Raw genomic sequence first — 15,613 nt, forward strand, 5'->3', positions numbered from 1 at the left:
TTCCGTCGAATACCGCTGTCACGCCGTGGTTTCCGGCTGCTGCGCGGGAGCCGGTGCCGGACGCCAGAAGGTCGCCAGCAGCCCGGCCGTCGCGACCACGGCCACCCCGGCCGCGATCGCACCGCCCGCCCAGCCCACGACCTCGATATCGGTGGCGTGGTCGAGCGAGAGCCATCCCGGGCCCAGCATGGCCGTGGCCAAGGCGGTGACCGCGAGCACCAGCACGTACTCGTAGCCCTCCTTGAAGACGAAGAATCCGTTCGGGCGATGCGCCAGCAGCCCCGCCACAAGCATTACCGAGATGATCGCCGCACACGCCAGCGGCGTGAACAGGCCCACGATCAGCAATGCGCCCGCACCGATTTCGGTGACGACACTCAGCCAGGCCTGCAGGATGCCGTTGCGCAACCCGAGCCCGGCGAACCAGCGGGCGGTCCCGTCGATGCGGCCGCCGCCGCGCCAATGGTTGTAGCCGTGCGCGATCATGGTCGCGCCGACCACCAGGCGCAACAGCAGCAGTGCCACGTCGGCGACATCCATCTTCGCCTCACCTTCCGGGCCGCGTACCGTCGGCCCCGTCGAATTGGGTTGCAGAGCAGGAGAACCCGTCACCGGCGGCGAGCAGGCACTCCTCGGCGAAGGCCAGCACCCCCAGGTGGTAGGCGCGCGCGGAACGGCCCACGCTCAGGTTGTGCCCGCTGCCCGGCTGCCGGTTGAGTACCACTCGGGGCGCCGCGGTGAACGCCGTGCCCGCATGCGCCATCCCGTCCGGGTCGTTGCGCCACACCCGTTCGTGATCGCCGAGGGTGAAGCGCACCGGCACGCGGATCCGACCGGCCAGGGCCGGGAATTCGGTATCGGCCCAGTCGGTGACGGTCGCCGCTTCCAGCCGGGGTCCGTTCACGGCGATCGCCGCGCCGCCGACCAGGTCGGGCGGATACAGCCGGGCCGGTTGCCAGAGCAGTTCGTTGAGTCCACGCGGTCGCGCACCGGGTCCGCGCGGCCCGGACAACATCGTCGCGGCGGCGGCGCTGTATTCGCGTCCGGTACCGGCTACTTCGAGGCCCAGCAGGTCGCGGCCGCGATCGTCGGCGGCCATCCGCAGGGCCAGCTCGCACCCGGCCGAGTGGGCGATCAGCAGTGTGCCCGCATCGCGCGCGCCGGGAAGCAGGTGTGCCACCGCCGAATACATCAGGTCGACGCGCCGCCGCGGATCCCACAGCCGATCGGCGTACGGTGCCGACGCACCGTAGCCCGGCCGGTCCAGCGCCAGCACGGTGAAGCCGAGGTCGCGGGCGGTGCGCAGCAGCGACAACTCGGGGTGTCCCGGACAGTCGAAGTAGACGGAGGTGGTAGCGCCGCCGTGCAGCGCGACCAGCACCGCACGCGGCTCCCGCACCCGAATCAGAAGTCCCGACACCGCGATCCCGCCTGCCTCGGTCACCACCCGCTCCGGTGCCGTGGACGAACGGTGTGCACTCAGTAGATGCGGTAGTCCGTCGGACGCGGCAGCGGTGGGTATGGACGCGCTGTGCTGCGCTCTCGGGCGGGGTGTCGCGGGCGCCACATGGAGATGCCGCGCGGTCCGGGCGGGATGGTGCTCCGCCGCGGCCGGCGGCCGGCCGTGCGCCTCCGGCATGACGGTCTGCTTCGCTGCCGGCGTGATGGGCCGGCTCGCTGCTGGGGCGGGCTGCTCCGCGGCAGCGGTCATCGCTCGCTCCGCAGCAGCAGCACGCCGCTCGGAGTCAACCCACCACTGCTCGTGACCGCCACCCGCGCGCCGGTGACCTGACGCGGCCCGCATTCACCGCGCAGCTGAGCGACCGCCTCGTGGATCAGGCCCATGCCGTGGGTGCGTCCGTGCGAGAGCTGCCCGCCGTGGGTGTTGAGCGGCAGAAGTCCGTCGCGCGCGATGTTCTTACCGCCGTCGAGGAAGTCCTTCGCCTCGCCGATCTTGCAGAAGCCCAGCGCCTCGATCCAGGACAGGCAGTTGAAGCTGAAGCCGTCGTAGAGTTCGGCGACGTCGACGTCCTCGGGCCGCAGATCGGTGCGCGACCACAGATGCGCCGACTGCCCGAGCACCTGCGGTTCGTGGGTGAGGGTGCTCTGATCCCACTCCACCCGCTCCAGGATCTGAGTGCCCACGGCCTCCAAGTACACCGGGGGTTTGGCCAGATCGGCAGCGGTATCGGCGGCCGAGACGATCACCGCCACCGCGCCGTCGCAGGGCACGTCGCAGTCGTAGAGGCCGAACGGGCTGGTCACCGGCCGTGCCGACAGGTAATCGTCCATGGTGAGCGGATCCCGGTACACCGCAGTGGGATTCAGCGCGGCATTGGCGCGCTGGTTCAGCGCGATCCAGCCCAGCGTCTCCTTGGTCGTGCCGTAGCGATGGAAGTGCCGCTGCGCGTTCTGGGCGAGGGTGTGCGCCGCGGAGGTCGCCCCGAACGGCAGCTGCCAGCTGGGGGTGCGGCCACCGCCCAGCGGTGCCGTCGCACCGGTGCGGATCAGTTCGTTGTAGGTGGCCTCCCACACCGTCCGGAAGCACAGCACGTGCCGGGCCAGCCCACCCGCGACGGCCAGCATCGCCGCGATCACCGAACCACCCGGCCCGAAGGTTTCGATGCCGCCGTTGTACCAGGTCGGCCGCAGCCCCAGCGCCGACTCGAGGGCGGTCACCCCGCCCTCACCGAATCCGCCGACGTTCCCGCCGCCCGGGTACGAGGAGATTCCGTCGATATCGGCCATCGTGAGTCCGGCATCGGCGACGGCGCGTTCACAGGCCTGCACGGTCAGCGCCAGCGGGGGAACCATCAGCCGCCGTCCGATCTCGGACATTCCGATGCCGGTCAGCGCCACCCGATCCTCGAATTTGGCGGCGGAGACCCGAGGCCGGACGTGCTCGGCGAAGCGGTCGGGGTCGATCTCGTCGGCCGGCAGCGGTGCCGGCTCCGGTTGTTCGGCCGTGGGCCGGAACAACGGAAGCCAGACGTCCTCGTGCTGTTCGAACACTACCTCCATTCGCATACCGAGCACCAGGTCGGCGGCGTCGCAGCCGATGACGGTGGTGGTCAGGCGAATTTGCGGATCCTCCACCAGCGCGACCTGCCCGACCACATACGGCGGTGGCAGCCCCGGCAGTCCGAACCGCTCGTTGTACGTGAAGCCGATGAGCGTCGCCACACCGGAGACTTCACGCACCCCCATCTCGGTGCCCCGGCAATAGCGGCACACCGGCTGCGGCGGATGGATCAGCTCGGCGCAGGTCCGGCACTGCTGGATGCGCAGCCGATCGTCGGCGCCGGCGGTCCAGAAGAACTCGTTCTGCGCGGTGAGTTGCGGTAGCGGCCGCCCGGACGCGGTGGTCACCTCACGCCTCCTGCTTGTCGGTGCGATATGCGAATTCGGCTGTGCGCGAGGCTCAGTGGATGTCGGCCTGTTCCTTGCGGGCGGTCACGGGCGCCGCGAGCTGTTGCTCCTCGCAGATCGCCTGCAACTTCTCCAGCGTCGCGTCGAGCCCCTCGCCCAGCCGCGGGCCCGGGGTGAAGGTCGCCGGCAGATGCCGCATGCCCTGGATCACGGCGATGGTGTCGTAGTGCACCGTGGTGTCGGGGTCGCACCGGTAGTCGGGCATCCGGTCCAGCACCGCGAGCAGCATCCGCTTGAATACCGTGCGGGCCAGATTCGAGCCGATGCAGCGGTGGATCCCGAGCCCGAAACTGTAGTGCCGGTTGCGATGCCGGTCGAGGATGATCTCGTTGGGGTCCTCGAAGACCGACGGATCGCGGTTGGCCATCGCCCACGACAGCCACAGCCGATCGCCCTCGGCGAATCGTGTGCCGACCACCTCGCAGTCCTCGGCGATGGTGCGGCCGTCGCCCGGGGCCGGCGTGTAGTACCGCAGGAATTCCTCGGTCGCCGAATCGAGCAGGGTCTCGCGTTCCGTGCTGAGGATTTCGCGCTGATCCGGATGCTCCGACAACCATTCCAGCGAATGCGCGGTGAGCGCCGTGGTGGTGTCGAAACCGCCGCCGATGATCAGTGCCAGCATGCCGAGCATCTCGAGGTCGGGCAGCTGGGCGCCGTTGACCTTCGCCCGCACCACCGCGTCGATCATGCCCGCCCGCGGATTCTCCTTGACCTCGATCAGGTTGTTGAGCAGATCCAGGCCCATCTCCCGGTGCATCGCGGTGATCCGCTCGATATCCGGGGAATCGGGCGGGGTGTAGACCGCGGCATGGACCGGTTCGTTGTAGACGGTCCACTTCTTCAGCGGAATGCCGAGCATCGCCAAGGTGAGAACGGCGGGAACGATATTGGCCAGATCGTCGACGAAGTCGATGCGGCCGGATTCGATCTTCTCGTCGATCGCCGCGCGCACGACCTCGTCGATGAACGGGATCCAGCGGTTGACCGCCGCCGGGGACAGATACGGGTTGAGCGCCGACCGCAGTTCGCGATGCTCGGGCTCGTCCATCTCCAGGATCCCGCCCCGGATGGCGGCGGCGCGTGGCGGTTTCGGAATCGAAATCCCTTGATAGCCACGGCGTTCCCCGGCGGTGTCGTGATCGTTGGACACGTAGGGGCAGCGGGCGAGCTCGAACACCTCGCGGTTGCCGGCGGCGACCCAGTGGCCACCGTAGGTGTCCGACCAGGCGATCGGGCAGTGCTGCTGCATGTCCTGGGTGATGGACAGGAAATTGTCGCGATACTCCGGGGCGTACCGGTCGAACGAGTACTGCGGTTGTTTCCGCTCGTCGTCCGCCGGCCCGGCCTCGGTGATGTTTTCGGCGGTCACGGCGTTCCTCTCAGGTGATGGTGATCGCTCGTTCCGGGCACGACTGGGCGGCCTCGCGGACCTGTTCCTCCTGATCGGGGGGAACGTCCTCGCTGACCGCCGAGGAGTGGCCGTCGATTTCACTGAGTACGAACGACTTCGGAGCGACCATGGCGCACAGGGTGTGTCCCTGGCAGCGCTCCGGATCGACGCGAACCTTCACGGTGTCTCCCCTTAGATGTGATAGTCGTACCACTTGAGGTATCCGCCGGCGTCCACCCGCATCTGCATGCCGGTGACGTAGCGGGATTCGTCGGAGGCCAGGAACAGCACCATGTTGCTGGTGTCCTCCGGCTCGATCCACGGCACCGGCATGGCCTGCTGCACATGGAACGCGGGCTGCGCGTCCTGCAGGGTCGGCTTCTCGAGATCGGGCCGGAACGAGCGGTACATGGGCTCGCTCTGCAACATGTTCGTATTGCAGTTGGTCGGATGGATGACATTGGCGCGGATGTTGCGCGCGGCGATATGCGTCGCCAATTCGTGCATGTACATCGACAATCCGCGCTTGGCGACCATATAGGCGATGCCTCCGGGATCCTTGCCGGGCTGATCGACCTTGGCCACATCCATCAACGCCGCGGTCGAGCCGGTGGCGATGATCGAGGCGCCGGTGTCCAGATACGGCAGTGCGGCGTGCACGGTGTTGATCACGCCGATCAGGTTGGTGTCGATGACGTCGGTCCAGGCCTGCCACTGCGGTTCGCCCTTCATGCCGGCGATACCGGCCTGGGCCACCACGACATCCAGATGCCCCAGCTCGTCGACGCCGCGTTTCACCGCGTCGCGCAGCGCGGCGATATCGCGGACGTCGGCCTGCACGGCGACGATCCGGCGGCCGGTCTTCTCCACCAGTCGTTCGGTTTCCTCGAGGTCTTCCGGCCGCGCCATCGCATAGCCGATGGTCTCGATGTCCTTGCAGATGTCGACGGCGATGATGTCGGCGCCCTCGGACGCCAGCTTCACCGCGTGACTGCGGCCCTGTCCTCGTGCGGCACCGGTGACGAGGGCGACTTTGCCTTCCACGCGTCCCACTGGTGGTCCTTTCGGTTGTGTTGTGCCTCAGCGCGTTTCGCGCCGGTTAGGTATTGCGGCCGCCGTTGACGCCCAGGATCTGGCCGGTGATGTAGCCGGCCTCCTCGGAGACGAGGAACGCGCAGGCGGCGGCGATGTCCTCGGGCCGGCCGACCCGGCGGACCGGGGTGCGGGCGATGTGGTCCGCGATGGATCCGCCGAGCAGCTGGGCCTGTTCGGTCTTGCGCAGCATCGGTGTATCGATGAACCCGGGCGGGACCGCGTTCACGGTGATGCCCTCCGGACCGAGTTCCAGGGCCAGCGATTTCGTCAGTCCGTTGACCGCCGACTTCGCCGAGACATAGTGCGACATGAAGGGTTGCCCGGAATGGGTGCTGGAGGAGGAGATGTTGACGATCCGGCCCCACTGCGCGGCGCGCATATCGGGCAGGACGGCCTGAATGCTGTGGAAGACCCCGTGCAGGTTCACCGCGATGGTGCGTTCCCACTGCTCGAAGCTCAGGTTGGCGAAGCGGCGGTAGCCTTCGGCGCCGGCGGAGTTCACCAGCACCGTCACCGGGCCCAGTTGTTCCCGGATCGCGGTGAGCGCGGCGTCGATCTGGGCGCGGTCGGTGACATCGGCGGTGTGGTCGAATTCGGACTCGCCGGGTTTGATGTCGAGAGTGGCCACGCGAAAGCCGTCGGCGCGCAACCGATTCGCCACGGCCAGCCCGATGCCGGACCCGCCCCCGGTGACCACCGCTGTTCTCACGCCCACGGTTCGGCTCCCGCGATCGTGGTGCGGTGCAGTTCGCGTTCGGAGCTGGCGTCGTAGTGCAGGGCGCGGTGCAGGATCCCGGTGTTGTCCCACACCACCAGATCACCGACCGACCAGTCGTGGGTGTAGGAGAAGCGCGGCTGAGTCGACCACTCCAGGAGTTCGTCGAGCAGTGCGCGGCTCTCGGCCGCGTCCATGCCCACGATGTGGTCGGCGGTGGCGCCGATGACCAGTGAGCGGCGGCCGTCCCGGCGTTGCCACACCAGCGACGTTTCGTGCGTGGGCAGGTGGCGCCAGTCGGCGACCTGCTCGGGGGTCGGGTCGGGGTGCACGAGGCGCTGGGAGGCCTCGAAGCTGTGCACGACGCGCAGGTTGTCGTAGCGCTTGCGTTCGGCCTCGGACAGTCCTTCGTAGGCGGCGTAGGTGCTGGCGAACTGGGTGCCGCCGCCTTCCATCGCCACATGCCGCGCGGTGAGCACGGTCGCCTTGGCCGGCACGTCGTTGGTGGTGTCGTCGATATGCCAGAAGAAGGTGCCCTCGAGATATTTCGCGGCCCGGTTCTTCTCGGGATCCAGTGTGATGGTGAAGATTTCGCGGCCACCGGGAGCGAGCACCGTGCCCAGTCGCCGGCAGAACGCCAGCTGGGCTTCGTCGTCGAGATGCAGTCCGCGGACCACCAGGACGCCGCGCCACTTCAGGGCCTCGAGGCACCGGCTGATCACCGTGTCGTCGTGCAGATCCTCGACCCCGGTGACCTCCACTCCGATGGTGGGGTTCAGCGCTGTCGTCTCAACCACAAGAATCTCCCTTCCAATTGTGAGAACCGTACTCTCGCTCGGCGTTTCTCCGCAAGGTTTCCCTGGATTCGCGCGCGTTCCGAGGGCGGCCGGGTAACGGCGGCGATCGGTGGGACGCGTTCGGCCATTGCTGGGGCCGAACCTGCTCGGATACATTATTCTCCATTGTTGAGAATGGAATTTCCATAGGACGAGGAGACGGGATGCCACAGGGCAACGCGACGGCCGGCGACGGGCGCGCCGTCACCAGACGAATGCTGATCGACGGTGAACTCGTCGCGGGGGAGCGCAGTTTCGCCTCGCTCAATCCGGCCACCGGAGAGATCTACGGGTACGCGCCCGAGGCGAGCATCGCCGACACCGAGGCGGCGATCGCGGCCGCGCGCCGGGCTTTCGACACCACCGACTGGTCCACGAACACCGAATTCCGCGCGCACTGCCTGGAGCAGTTCTACGCGGCACTGCGCGCCAACGTCGAAGACCTGCGCGAGCTGACCATCGCCGAGGTCGGCGCGACCCGGATGATGACCCACGCCAATCAGCTCGAGACACCGTTCGAGATCGTGAACTACTTCGCCGGCCTCACCCGCACCTATCCGCGCACCGAGGAACTCGGCGAGGTGGAGGACCGCGGCCGCATGCACCGTCGCTGGGTGGAGCGCGAGGCCTCCGGTGTGGTCGCGGCGATCGCGGCCTACAACTATCCGCATCAGCTGGCGCTGGCGAAACTGGCGCCGGCGCTGGCCGCCGGTTGCACCGTCGTGCTCAAGGGCGCCCCGGATACGCCGCTGGCCACGCTGGCGCTGGGCGAGGTGATCGCGGAGCACACCGACATCCCGGCGGGTGTGGTGAACGTGCTGTCCGGATCCGATGTCGAGGTGGGCAAGACGCTGACCACTCATCGCGATGTCGACGTCGTCAGCTTCACCGGATCGACCGCGGTGGGCCGCCAAATCATGTCGGCGGCCGGCGATTCGCTCAAACGCGTCTTCCTGGAACTGGGCGGCAAATCCGCGATGGTCGTGCTCGACGACGCCGATTTCGGCACCGCCGCGATGTTCGGCGCCTTCAGCATCTGCAGCCACGCCGGGCAGGGCTGTGCGATCACCACGCGCATGCTGGTGCCGCGCGAACGCCACGACGAGGTGGCCGAGATGGTCGCCGGATTCATGTCCAAGGTCGGCTACGGCGACCCGGGCGATCCGAAAAACTATATGGGCCCGCTGATTTCGGAACGCCAGCGCGACAAGGTGCACGGTCTGGTGCAGCGCGCGGTGGAGGCCGGCGCGAAACTGGTGTGCGGCGGGGAGAAGGTCGACCCCGGCTACTTCTACGCCCCGACCCTGCTCGCGGGCGTCGACCCGGACAGCGAGATCGCCCAGGAAGAGGTGTTCGGGCCGGTGCTGGCCCTGATCCCGTTCGACGACGACGAGGATGCGGTTCGCATCGCCAACAACTCCATCTACGGGCTGTCGGGCGGCGTGTTCTCCGCCGACGAGGACCGGGCGCTGGCGGTGGCGCGGCGCATCCGCACCGGAACGATGAGTATCAACGGCGGCAACTACTTTCATCCCGATGTGCCGTTCGGCGGCTACAAGCAGTCGGGCATCGGCCGTGAGATGGGTGTGGCCGGGATCGAAGAGTTCCTCGAGCAGAAGTCCTTCGCAGCGGTGGTGGCGTGATGAGCGGCGGCAAACCCCTGGACGGCATCCGCGTCCTCGAGGTCGCGATGTACGGGTTCGTTCCTTCGGCCGGTGCGGTGCTGGCCGAATGGGGGGCGGATGTGGTGAAGGTGGAACACGCCCGCACCGGTGATCCGCAGCGCGGGTTGCGCCAGATCGGCCGCTTGAAGGTCGAGGGCGATCCGAATCCCAATATCGAGCACGCCAATCGTGGCAAACGCAGTATCGGACTGGACATGTCGGTCCCCGAGGGGCGCGAGGTGATCTACGAGCTGGCGAAGACGGCCGATGTGTTCCTCACCAGCTTCCTGCCGCAGGCGCGCGCCAAATTCGGCATCGATGTCGACGACATCCGCGCGGTCAAGCCGGACATCGTCTACGCACGCGGCAGCGCGCTCGGACCGCGCGGCGAGGAATCGACGAAGGGCGGTTTCGATATGACCGCCTTCTGGTGCCGTGGTTCGGTCGCCGCGACCATCACCCCGGAGGGGATGGACGGGCTCATCTCCCCGCCCGGTCCGGCCTTCGGCGACACCATCTCCGGCACGAATCTGGCCGGCGGAATCGCGGCGGCGCTGCTGAAACGCGAACGGACCGGCGAATCGTCGGTGGTCGACGTCTCGCTGCTGGGCAGCGGCCTGTGGTCCATGGGCCACACCATCGCGCTGTCGGCACATCTGCGGCAGCCGCTGATCGCGCCCGCACCCGGTTCGCACGGGGCGCCGACCAATCCGCTGTCGGGCCTCTACGAGACCGCCGACGGCCGCTATCTTTCGCTGGTCATGTTGCAGCCCACCAAGTTCTGGGCCGACGTCATGCGCCATATCGACCGGCCGGAGCTGGCCGACGATCCGCGCTTCGCCACAGCGGAGTCGATCGCCGCCAATACCGAAGCGGGCGTGGCGATTCTGCGTGAGGCGATCGGGCAGCGCACCCTCGCCGAATGGACCGAGAAACTCGCCACCATGGCCGGGCCGTGGGCGCCGGTGCAGGACAGCCTGCAGGTCGGCTCCGATCCGCAGATCCGCGCCAACGACTACCTGGTGCAGGTCGGCAGCCTCGAAATGGTCGCCAACCCGGTGCAATTCGATCTCACCGCACCCGATACCGGGCCCGGGCCGGAATTCGCGGCGCACACCGAGGAAGTGCTGCTGGAGCTGGGATTGGACTGGGATCGCATCATCGCGCTCAAGACCGCCGGCGCCATCACGTAGTTTCGCCCGCAGGAAGGCCGACATGCCCTGTGTCGCATCGATCGGAACCTATCTGCCCTGTTGGGGCGGACCGCGCGGCCGTGTGCCCGGCGCGGACGAGGACGCGGTGACCCTGGCCGTGGAGGCCGGGCGGGCCGCCCTCTCGGGCGCCCCGCGTGCCACCGCGTATGTCGAGCGCGTCGTCGTGGTGAGCCGGGATCTGCCGTTGCTGGAGAGCAGCAATGCCGCGGTGCTGCTGGCCGGACTGGGTTTGGATCCCGAACTCGAGGTGATCGAACGACTCGGCGGCGCGCCCGCGACACTGGACGCGCTCAGCTCCGCCCGCCCGCGCACGCTGATCATCGGCGTCGACCTGGATCCGGCCGGTGCGGCCGCGGCGCTGGTCGCCGAGCGCGGACTGGCGGTGCGGACGGCGGCCCGGGTGGCGCGCAGTCTGCCGGTGCGCACCCGCAACGCCACCGGCGACGTCCACGATTACGGTGATCCGCGGCTGCTGCACGAGCGCGGCCTGCTCGCCTCGCTGGCCGCGGCGTGGGTGGATACGCCGGTGATCGTGTCGGGTGTCGACCACGAGCAGGCGGCCCACCTGTGCGTCGGTGACCCACCACGATTGCCGACGACGGGGGCCGGGTCGAGCCTGTTCGCCCTTGCTGCACTGGCCGACTGGGGACAGACGGGGCTGCTCGTCGGGGTCGAGCAGGCCAGTCTGTCGGGGGTCACGGTCTCCGCGGGGCCGGTGCGGGTATACCGGCGCGAGCCCGCGGTGCGAGCCGAACCGGAGGCGGTCGCGGTACCGGGTGCCGACATCCCGATCTCGCTGGCCGCCTACGAGCGGGCCTTCGAGGCCAAGGTGCGCTGGGAGGCCGGTCGCCACCGGGGCCGCGACGAACTGGATTTCCCGCCGCGCTATCGCCTCGGTGACGACGGCCGGCTCAGCACGGACTACACGCTGATTCCGCTGCCACGCACCGGAACCGTGTACACCGAGGTGACGGTGCACGTGCCGGTGCCCGGTCTGCGAACACCGTATTCGCTGGTGATCGTCGAACTCGACGAGGTGGACGTGCGGGCACTGGTCAAGGTCACCGGCACCGACCCCGGCACGGTCCGCATCGGCGATCGTGGGCGCATGGTCCTGCGCCGGGTCGCGGTGCGCTCCGGAGTGCCGGACTACGGGTACGCGTTCGAGCCGGACACGGAGGCGGCATGAGACACAATCGCGCAGCGCTCGTGGCGCCGACCGGGGTGCGGGCGCTCCCGCAAATTACGGAGGCGGCATGAGACACAATCGCGCAGCGCTCGTGGCGCCGACGGGGGTGCGGGCGCTCCCGCGAATTACGGAGGCGGCATGAGACGGGTGGCACTGGTCGGCGCCGGGATGACGCCGTTCGCCGAACATTTCGCGCTCGGAATCAAGGATCTGCTGCCGATGGCCTTCGCCGAATGTGCGGCATCGGTGGACAAGGGGGTCGCGAAATCGGACCTGCAGGCGGCGTGGTTCGGGGCGATGGGCACTCCGGACGGATTCCCCTCGGGCATTCTCGCCGACGTGCTCGGGGTGCCGGAGCTACCCGTCACCCGCGTCGAGAATTCGTGCGCCACAGGCAATGACGCGGTGCGCAACGCCCTGTTCGGCATCGCCTCCGGTGCCTACGATGTGGCGCTGGTGATCGGTGCGGACAAACTCCGCGAAACCGCCTCCAAGGACATGCTGTGGGAGTGGGAGGCGATGACCCGCGATATGGCGTGGGACTACCCGCTCGGCCTGATCGCGCCGGCCGGCTTCGCTCTGCACGTCGCTCGCTACCTGCACGAATCGCCCGCCGGGCGCGAGCATCTGGGCATGATCGCGGTGAAGAACCACCGGCACGGTGTCTCGAATCCGAAGGCGCGCTTACGTTTCGAGATCTCGCTGGAGCAGGCTCTCGCCGCGCCGATGGTGGTGGACCCGTTCGGCGTGTACGACTGCGCGCCGCAGAGCGACGGCGCCGCCGCGCTGATCCTCGCCGCCGAGGACGTGGTGGATCGCTACACCGATCGGCCGGTCTGGATCAGGGGAGTGGGTTTGGGCCTGGATTCGGTGATGCACCAGCACAAACGGGATATGACCACATTCCCGGCGACGGTGCGCGCGGCGAAACAGGCCTTCGCGATGGCGGGGCTGACTCCGGCCGATATCGATGTCGCGGAGGTGCACGATTTCTTCACCGGCATCGAGCTGATCAGCTACGAGGATCTCGGCTTCGCCGACCGCTTCGAGGCCTGCAAACTGGCCGACACGGGCGCGACCAGCGTGGGCGGTGCGCTGCCGGTGAACCCGAGCGGAGGCTTGAAGTCCAAGGGCCACCCGCCGGGGGCCACCGGTGTGGCGCAATGCGTGGAACTGTTCGAGCAGCTGCGCGGCCATGCCGCCAATCAGGTCGACGGGGCGCGAATCGGATTGGCGCACAACCTCGGCGGCCCCACGGCGGTGTCGGCGGTGACGATTCTGGAGGGTCCCCACGGCTGAGATGTCCCCGCGCTGCGAATCCGAGGTCGTCGCGCTCGTCACCGGGCGCGTGGCCCGGCGGCGTGCCGTATTGGATTGGGCCGCAGACTATGTCGGCCGTGACGGCACCGTGCATGTCGTCTGTGACGGCACGCTGGCTCCGGCGCTGGTGAGCTCGATCATGGTCGGCATGTTCGTCGATGCCGAACAGGTCGAACACGCCGATTTCGCGCAGACGGCGATGCTGCTGGCGCCGCACGGCTGTAACTGGACCTGGCAGCATCTGCCCTTCGGGGCCATCGGGCACGCGGTGGCCTTCGCGCGGCGCAAGGGCCTGCTCGCGGTGGTGCCCGCGCGATCGCAGTTTCTGCGCCCGCCGTCCGTGCGAATCGTCTGCCCGCGGTGAATGCCGCTGCGCTCCCTGGCAATCGGCCGCTGTGAGACACCTGTCCGAACTATAGTTTCGTTCGGGTGTGAGAAGGAGATCGCGATGGACCTGTCCCTCGTAGCGCCGGAACTGCGCGGACCCGCGCGCTGGTTGCCGCCGCTGACGATCGGCCGCCGCTGGGCATTGCGCCTGGTGCGCCTGGCCGCCGCGCATCGGCCCGCCCGTCGAATAGCGGGCGTGCGCATCGAGCACCTCGCGGCCGGTCGCGTACCGCTGCGTGTCTATCGCCCCACGGGTACTTCTTCGCCGGTTGCGGTGTTGTGGATTCACGGCGGCGGATACGTTCTCGGCAGTCCGGTCCAGGACGATGCCTTCTGTTCGGTCACCGCCCGCGACCTCGGCGTCACGATCGTCTCGGTCGACTACCGCCTCGCACCCGAACATCCCTTTCCGGCTCCACTGCAGGACTGCTGGATCGCATGGATGTGGTTGCAGCGCAACGCCGCCCGATTCGGTGTCGATCCCGCCCGGGTGGTGCTCGGCGGGCAGAGCGCCGGCGGCGGCCTGGCCGCCTGCCTGTGCCAGCGGCTCGTCGCCGACGGAGGCTCCCGCCCGGCCGCCCTGTGGTTGAGTGCGCCGATGCTCGACGACCACACCGCCGCACGCCGCGACCTGGACGCCCTGCGCCATCTCGGCTGGACCAACGACAACAATCGCTACGGCTGGAGCAGCTACCTCGCCACCCCACCCGGCAGCGCCACCGTGCCCGATTTCGCCGTAGCCGCCCGTCGCGGCGACCTCACCGGCACCCCGCCGACCTGGATAGGCGTCGGCACCATCGACCTGTTCCACGACGAGGACGTCGCCTACGCGGAGCGTCTGCGCGCGGCGGGCGTGCCGGTCGAACTCGACGTCGTCCCCGGCGCGCCCCACGGTTTCGACAGCTGGGCGCCGGGCGCGGGCCTCGCCCGCGAATTCCATGCACGGTCTCGCCGGTGGCTGGCGACGACGATGGGGTTGACGGCTCACGAGGTGTCGAACTCCTGAGCGCTGACCAACCCGGGCGCTCAGAGTTTGTCAGGAACCGGCCGGCGGTGTCGGCACGATCTGCAGTCCGTCGACGAAGGTGTCGATATCGGGTTGGTACATGTCCCGATCGGTGGCCGGGGCTTCGACCGACATGCGGATCGGGTACAGCATGTCGCCTGCGAGGTAATCGAATCCGAGGAACTCGTGGTAGTGGTCGACTCCATCGGTGCCGGACGCGGGCGAAATTCCGGTGGAGCGGGTACCGCCCCGGCCGCACACCTGGACGGTCCGGGATCGCCGCTGCCGCCAGTTGCCCGCGATCCCACTGATCACGTGTGTGTTGCCGGCAGCGCTGCGTGGCGGGGAGACGCCGAGGGTGACCGTCGCGCTGCTCATCCCTCCCGCGTGCCGATCGACACGACGCAACACCAAATCCTCCCCGTCCGCCGGTGTCACCTGCCAGCCCCGCAAGAGCGGAAGCTGGAGCGTGAAGGGCATATCGGGGCGCGCTCTGGTGGTGAAGACGGATCCGTTCGCCGCACTGGCGTCGCAGGCTGTGTGAATCGTCGGCGCCGATGTCGTCTCCGGCGAATCCGATCCCGATGCGCCGCACGAGGTCACACTCGTTGCCACGACGCCGGCCAGAACGAGATGCCGAATGCTCACGCTTGCCAGCCTATCCAGCGGATCGGCGGGCGGTGGTTCGAGTCGACAGGCCGAGAAGCGCTGTCAGAGCGGTTTGCGGTGGGCGGCGTTGAAGCGCGCCTTCTTCTGGCGGTTTCCGCAGGTGTTCATGTCACACCATTTGCGGGTGCGGCTCCGGCTGGTGTCGAAGAAGGCGGCGCGGCAGGTCGGTGATGCGCACAAGGCCAGTTTTCCGTCTCGTTCGCCCGCGATGATGCTGATCGCATCGGCGGCGATCACGCCCAGGGCGTCTTCGACGCAGGACGGCGAGGTAAGTCGCCATCGCCGTGTGCCCTCGGGTGTCAGGATTGCCGTGGCCCGGCCCTGAAGGCTGCGGTCGTTGATGATTCGGACGGCACGTGCGGGGAGTGGGTCGTGGACCGCGGCCGCTGTCGCGGCGGCGTGAATTGCCTCCCGCAGTTCCTGGGCCAGCTCGAGCTGGGCGGTGGTGCAGGAGTCCACGCTCAGCTCGTTCACTGCCAGCCAATCGACGAGTCGCTGCGGCGTCGGAATGCGTTCCACCGGATCACCGTGACGCTCCGACAAAGTTCCCGTGAAGCTCGTCGCCAGCACGGTGCCGAGGCGGAAATCAGGAAACCCAGCAGGCATGGAACCACCATAGCTGGTTGCAGTCTGTCGCCGGCGCATGTTAGAACCGTCTTAGCCGGTTCGCGTAGCCGGCTCCGCGACGACCAGGAGGTC

The 15,613-nt window shown here is 68.4% G+C and carries 16 protein-coding genes; 6 read left to right on the plus strand and 10 right to left on the minus strand.

Annotation, left to right across the window (positions count from 1 at the left end):
• Positions 1 to 18 precede the first annotated feature (18 nt).
• From IG65_RS0125750 to IG65_RS0125785, 8 genes are read right to left on the minus strand one after another with little or no spacing between them, the layout of a single operon-like run.
• Positions 19 to 540, minus strand: coding sequence for a DoxX family protein (locus IG65_RS0125750; protein WP_030517534.1), 522 nt, complete (start codon positions 538 to 540; stop codon positions 19 to 21).
• Positions 541 to 547: 7 nt separating this feature from the next.
• The gene (locus IG65_RS0125755; RefSeq protein WP_197039917.1) at positions 548 to 1,711 is read right to left on the minus strand and encodes an alpha/beta hydrolase; all 1,164 of its coding nucleotides are present in this window, start codon (positions 1,709 to 1,711) and stop codon (positions 548 to 550) included.
• The gene (locus IG65_RS0125760) at positions 1,708 to 3,369 is read right to left on the minus strand and encodes a zinc ribbon domain-containing protein (protein ID WP_030517536.1); all 1,662 of its coding nucleotides are present in this window, start codon (positions 3,367 to 3,369) and stop codon (positions 1,708 to 1,710) included. The genes IG65_RS0125755 and IG65_RS0125760 overlap by 4 nt, the downstream gene beginning before the upstream one ends.
• A 52-nt stretch (positions 3,370 to 3,421) precedes the next feature.
• The gene (locus tag IG65_RS0125765; RefSeq protein WP_030517537.1) at positions 3,422 to 4,798 is read right to left on the minus strand and encodes a cytochrome P450; all 1,377 of its coding nucleotides are present in this window, start codon (positions 4,796 to 4,798) and stop codon (positions 3,422 to 3,424) included.
• 10 nt (positions 4,799 to 4,808) lie between these two features.
• The gene (locus IG65_RS0125770; protein ID WP_030517538.1) at positions 4,809 to 5,000 is read right to left on the minus strand and encodes a ferredoxin; all 192 of its coding nucleotides are present in this window, start codon (positions 4,998 to 5,000) and stop codon (positions 4,809 to 4,811) included.
• 11 nt (positions 5,001 to 5,011) lie between these two features.
• Positions 5,012 to 5,872, minus strand: coding sequence for a mycofactocin-coupled SDR family oxidoreductase (locus IG65_RS0125775; RefSeq protein ID WP_030517539.1), 861 nt, complete (start codon positions 5,870 to 5,872; stop codon positions 5,012 to 5,014).
• A gap of 46 nt (positions 5,873 to 5,918) precedes the next feature.
• Complete coding sequence (locus tag IG65_RS0125780) at positions 5,919 to 6,623, minus strand: SDR family NAD(P)-dependent oxidoreductase (RefSeq protein WP_030517540.1); 705 nt, start codon at positions 6,621 to 6,623, stop codon at positions 5,919 to 5,921.
• Positions 6,620 to 7,426, minus strand: a complete 807-nt coding sequence (locus IG65_RS0125785) for a TauD/TfdA family dioxygenase (RefSeq protein WP_030517541.1) — start codon at positions 7,424 to 7,426, stop codon at positions 6,620 to 6,622. The genes IG65_RS0125780 and IG65_RS0125785 overlap by 4 nt, the downstream gene beginning before the upstream one ends.
• A gap of 203 nt (positions 7,427 to 7,629) precedes the next feature.
• On the opposite strand from IG65_RS0125785, the gene IG65_RS0125790 reads away from it, so the two are divergent.
• The 6 genes from IG65_RS0125790 to IG65_RS0125815 all read left to right on the plus strand — a co-directional run bounded on the left by IG65_RS0125790 (position 7,630) and on the right by IG65_RS0125815 (position 14,245).
• Positions 7,630 to 9,108 carry an aldehyde dehydrogenase family protein gene (locus IG65_RS0125790; RefSeq protein WP_030517542.1) on the plus strand — a complete coding sequence of 493 codons (1,479 nt, stop codon included), beginning with the start codon at positions 7,630 to 7,632 and terminating at the stop codon, positions 9,106 to 9,108.
• The gene (locus IG65_RS0125795; protein ID WP_030517543.1) at positions 9,108 to 10,322 is read left to right on the plus strand and encodes a CaiB/BaiF CoA-transferase family protein; all 1,215 of its coding nucleotides are present in this window, start codon (positions 9,108 to 9,110) and stop codon (positions 10,320 to 10,322) included. The genes IG65_RS0125790 and IG65_RS0125795 overlap by 1 nt, the downstream gene beginning before the upstream one ends.
• Before the next feature lie 22 nt (positions 10,323 to 10,344).
• The gene (locus IG65_RS0125800) at positions 10,345 to 11,532 is read left to right on the plus strand and encodes an OB-fold domain-containing protein (RefSeq protein ID WP_030517544.1); all 1,188 of its coding nucleotides are present in this window, start codon (positions 10,345 to 10,347) and stop codon (positions 11,530 to 11,532) included.
• 138 nt (positions 11,533 to 11,670) lie between these two features.
• Entirely contained in the window at positions 11,671 to 12,831 is a 1,161-nt protein-coding gene (locus tag IG65_RS0125805) for a thiolase (protein WP_030517545.1), read from the plus strand.
• A 1-nt stretch (position 12,832) separates the two neighbouring features.
• A complete protein-coding gene (locus IG65_RS0125810) occupies positions 12,833 to 13,216 on the plus strand; it encodes a hypothetical protein (RefSeq protein ID WP_030517546.1) in 384 nt (127 codons plus the stop codon).
• Positions 13,217 to 13,300: 84 nt separating this feature from the next.
• Positions 13,301 to 14,245 (plus strand): alpha/beta hydrolase, encoded by a 945-nt coding sequence (locus IG65_RS0125815; protein WP_030517547.1) that lies wholly within the window; start codon positions 13,301 to 13,303, stop codon positions 14,243 to 14,245.
• Between the two features lie 30 nt (positions 14,246 to 14,275).
• On the opposite strand, the gene IG65_RS0125820 is transcribed toward IG65_RS0125815, so the two are convergent.
• Positions 14,276 to 14,893, minus strand: a complete 618-nt coding sequence (locus tag IG65_RS0125820; RefSeq protein WP_030517548.1) for a hypothetical protein — start codon at positions 14,891 to 14,893, stop codon at positions 14,276 to 14,278.
• A 63-nt stretch (positions 14,894 to 14,956) separates the two neighbouring features.
• Entirely contained in the window at positions 14,957 to 15,520 is a 564-nt protein-coding gene (locus tag IG65_RS0125825) for an ABATE domain-containing protein (protein WP_030517549.1), read from the minus strand.
• Positions 15,521 to 15,613: the final 93 nt, after the last annotated feature.

It is taken from the genome of Nocardia sp. NRRL WC-3656, assembly GCF_000720265.1.
Taxonomy (GTDB): Bacteria; Actinomycetota; Actinomycetes; order Mycobacteriales; family Mycobacteriaceae; genus Nocardia; species Nocardia nova.

Coding starts and splice junctions, on each gene's coding strand:
- IG65_RS0125750 (WP_030517534.1), bottom strand. CDS start 540: ATGGATGTCGCCGACGTGGCACTGCTGCTGTTGCGCCTGGTGGTCGGC.
- IG65_RS0125755 (WP_197039917.1), bottom strand. CDS start 1,711: ATGACCGCTGCCGCGGAGCAGCCCGCCCCAGCAGCGAGCCGGCCCATC.
- IG65_RS0125790 (WP_030517542.1), top strand. CDS start 7,630: ATGCCACAGGGCAACGCGACGGCCGGCGACGGGCGCGCCGTCACCAGA.
- IG65_RS0125795 (WP_030517543.1), top strand. CDS start 9,108: ATGAGCGGCGGCAAACCCCTGGACGGCATCCGCGTCCTCGAGGTCGCG.
- IG65_RS0125800 (WP_030517544.1), top strand. CDS start 10,345: ATGCCCTGTGTCGCATCGATCGGAACCTATCTGCCCTGTTGGGGCGGA.
- IG65_RS0125805 (WP_030517545.1), top strand. CDS start 11,671: ATGAGACGGGTGGCACTGGTCGGCGCCGGGATGACGCCGTTCGCCGAA.
- IG65_RS0125810 (WP_030517546.1), top strand. CDS start 12,833: ATGTCCCCGCGCTGCGAATCCGAGGTCGTCGCGCTCGTCACCGGGCGC.
- IG65_RS0125815 (WP_030517547.1), top strand. CDS start 13,301: ATGGACCTGTCCCTCGTAGCGCCGGAACTGCGCGGACCCGCGCGCTGG.
- IG65_RS0125825 (WP_030517549.1), bottom strand. CDS start 15,520: ATGCCTGCTGGGTTTCCTGATTTCCGCCTCGGCACCGTGCTGGCGACG.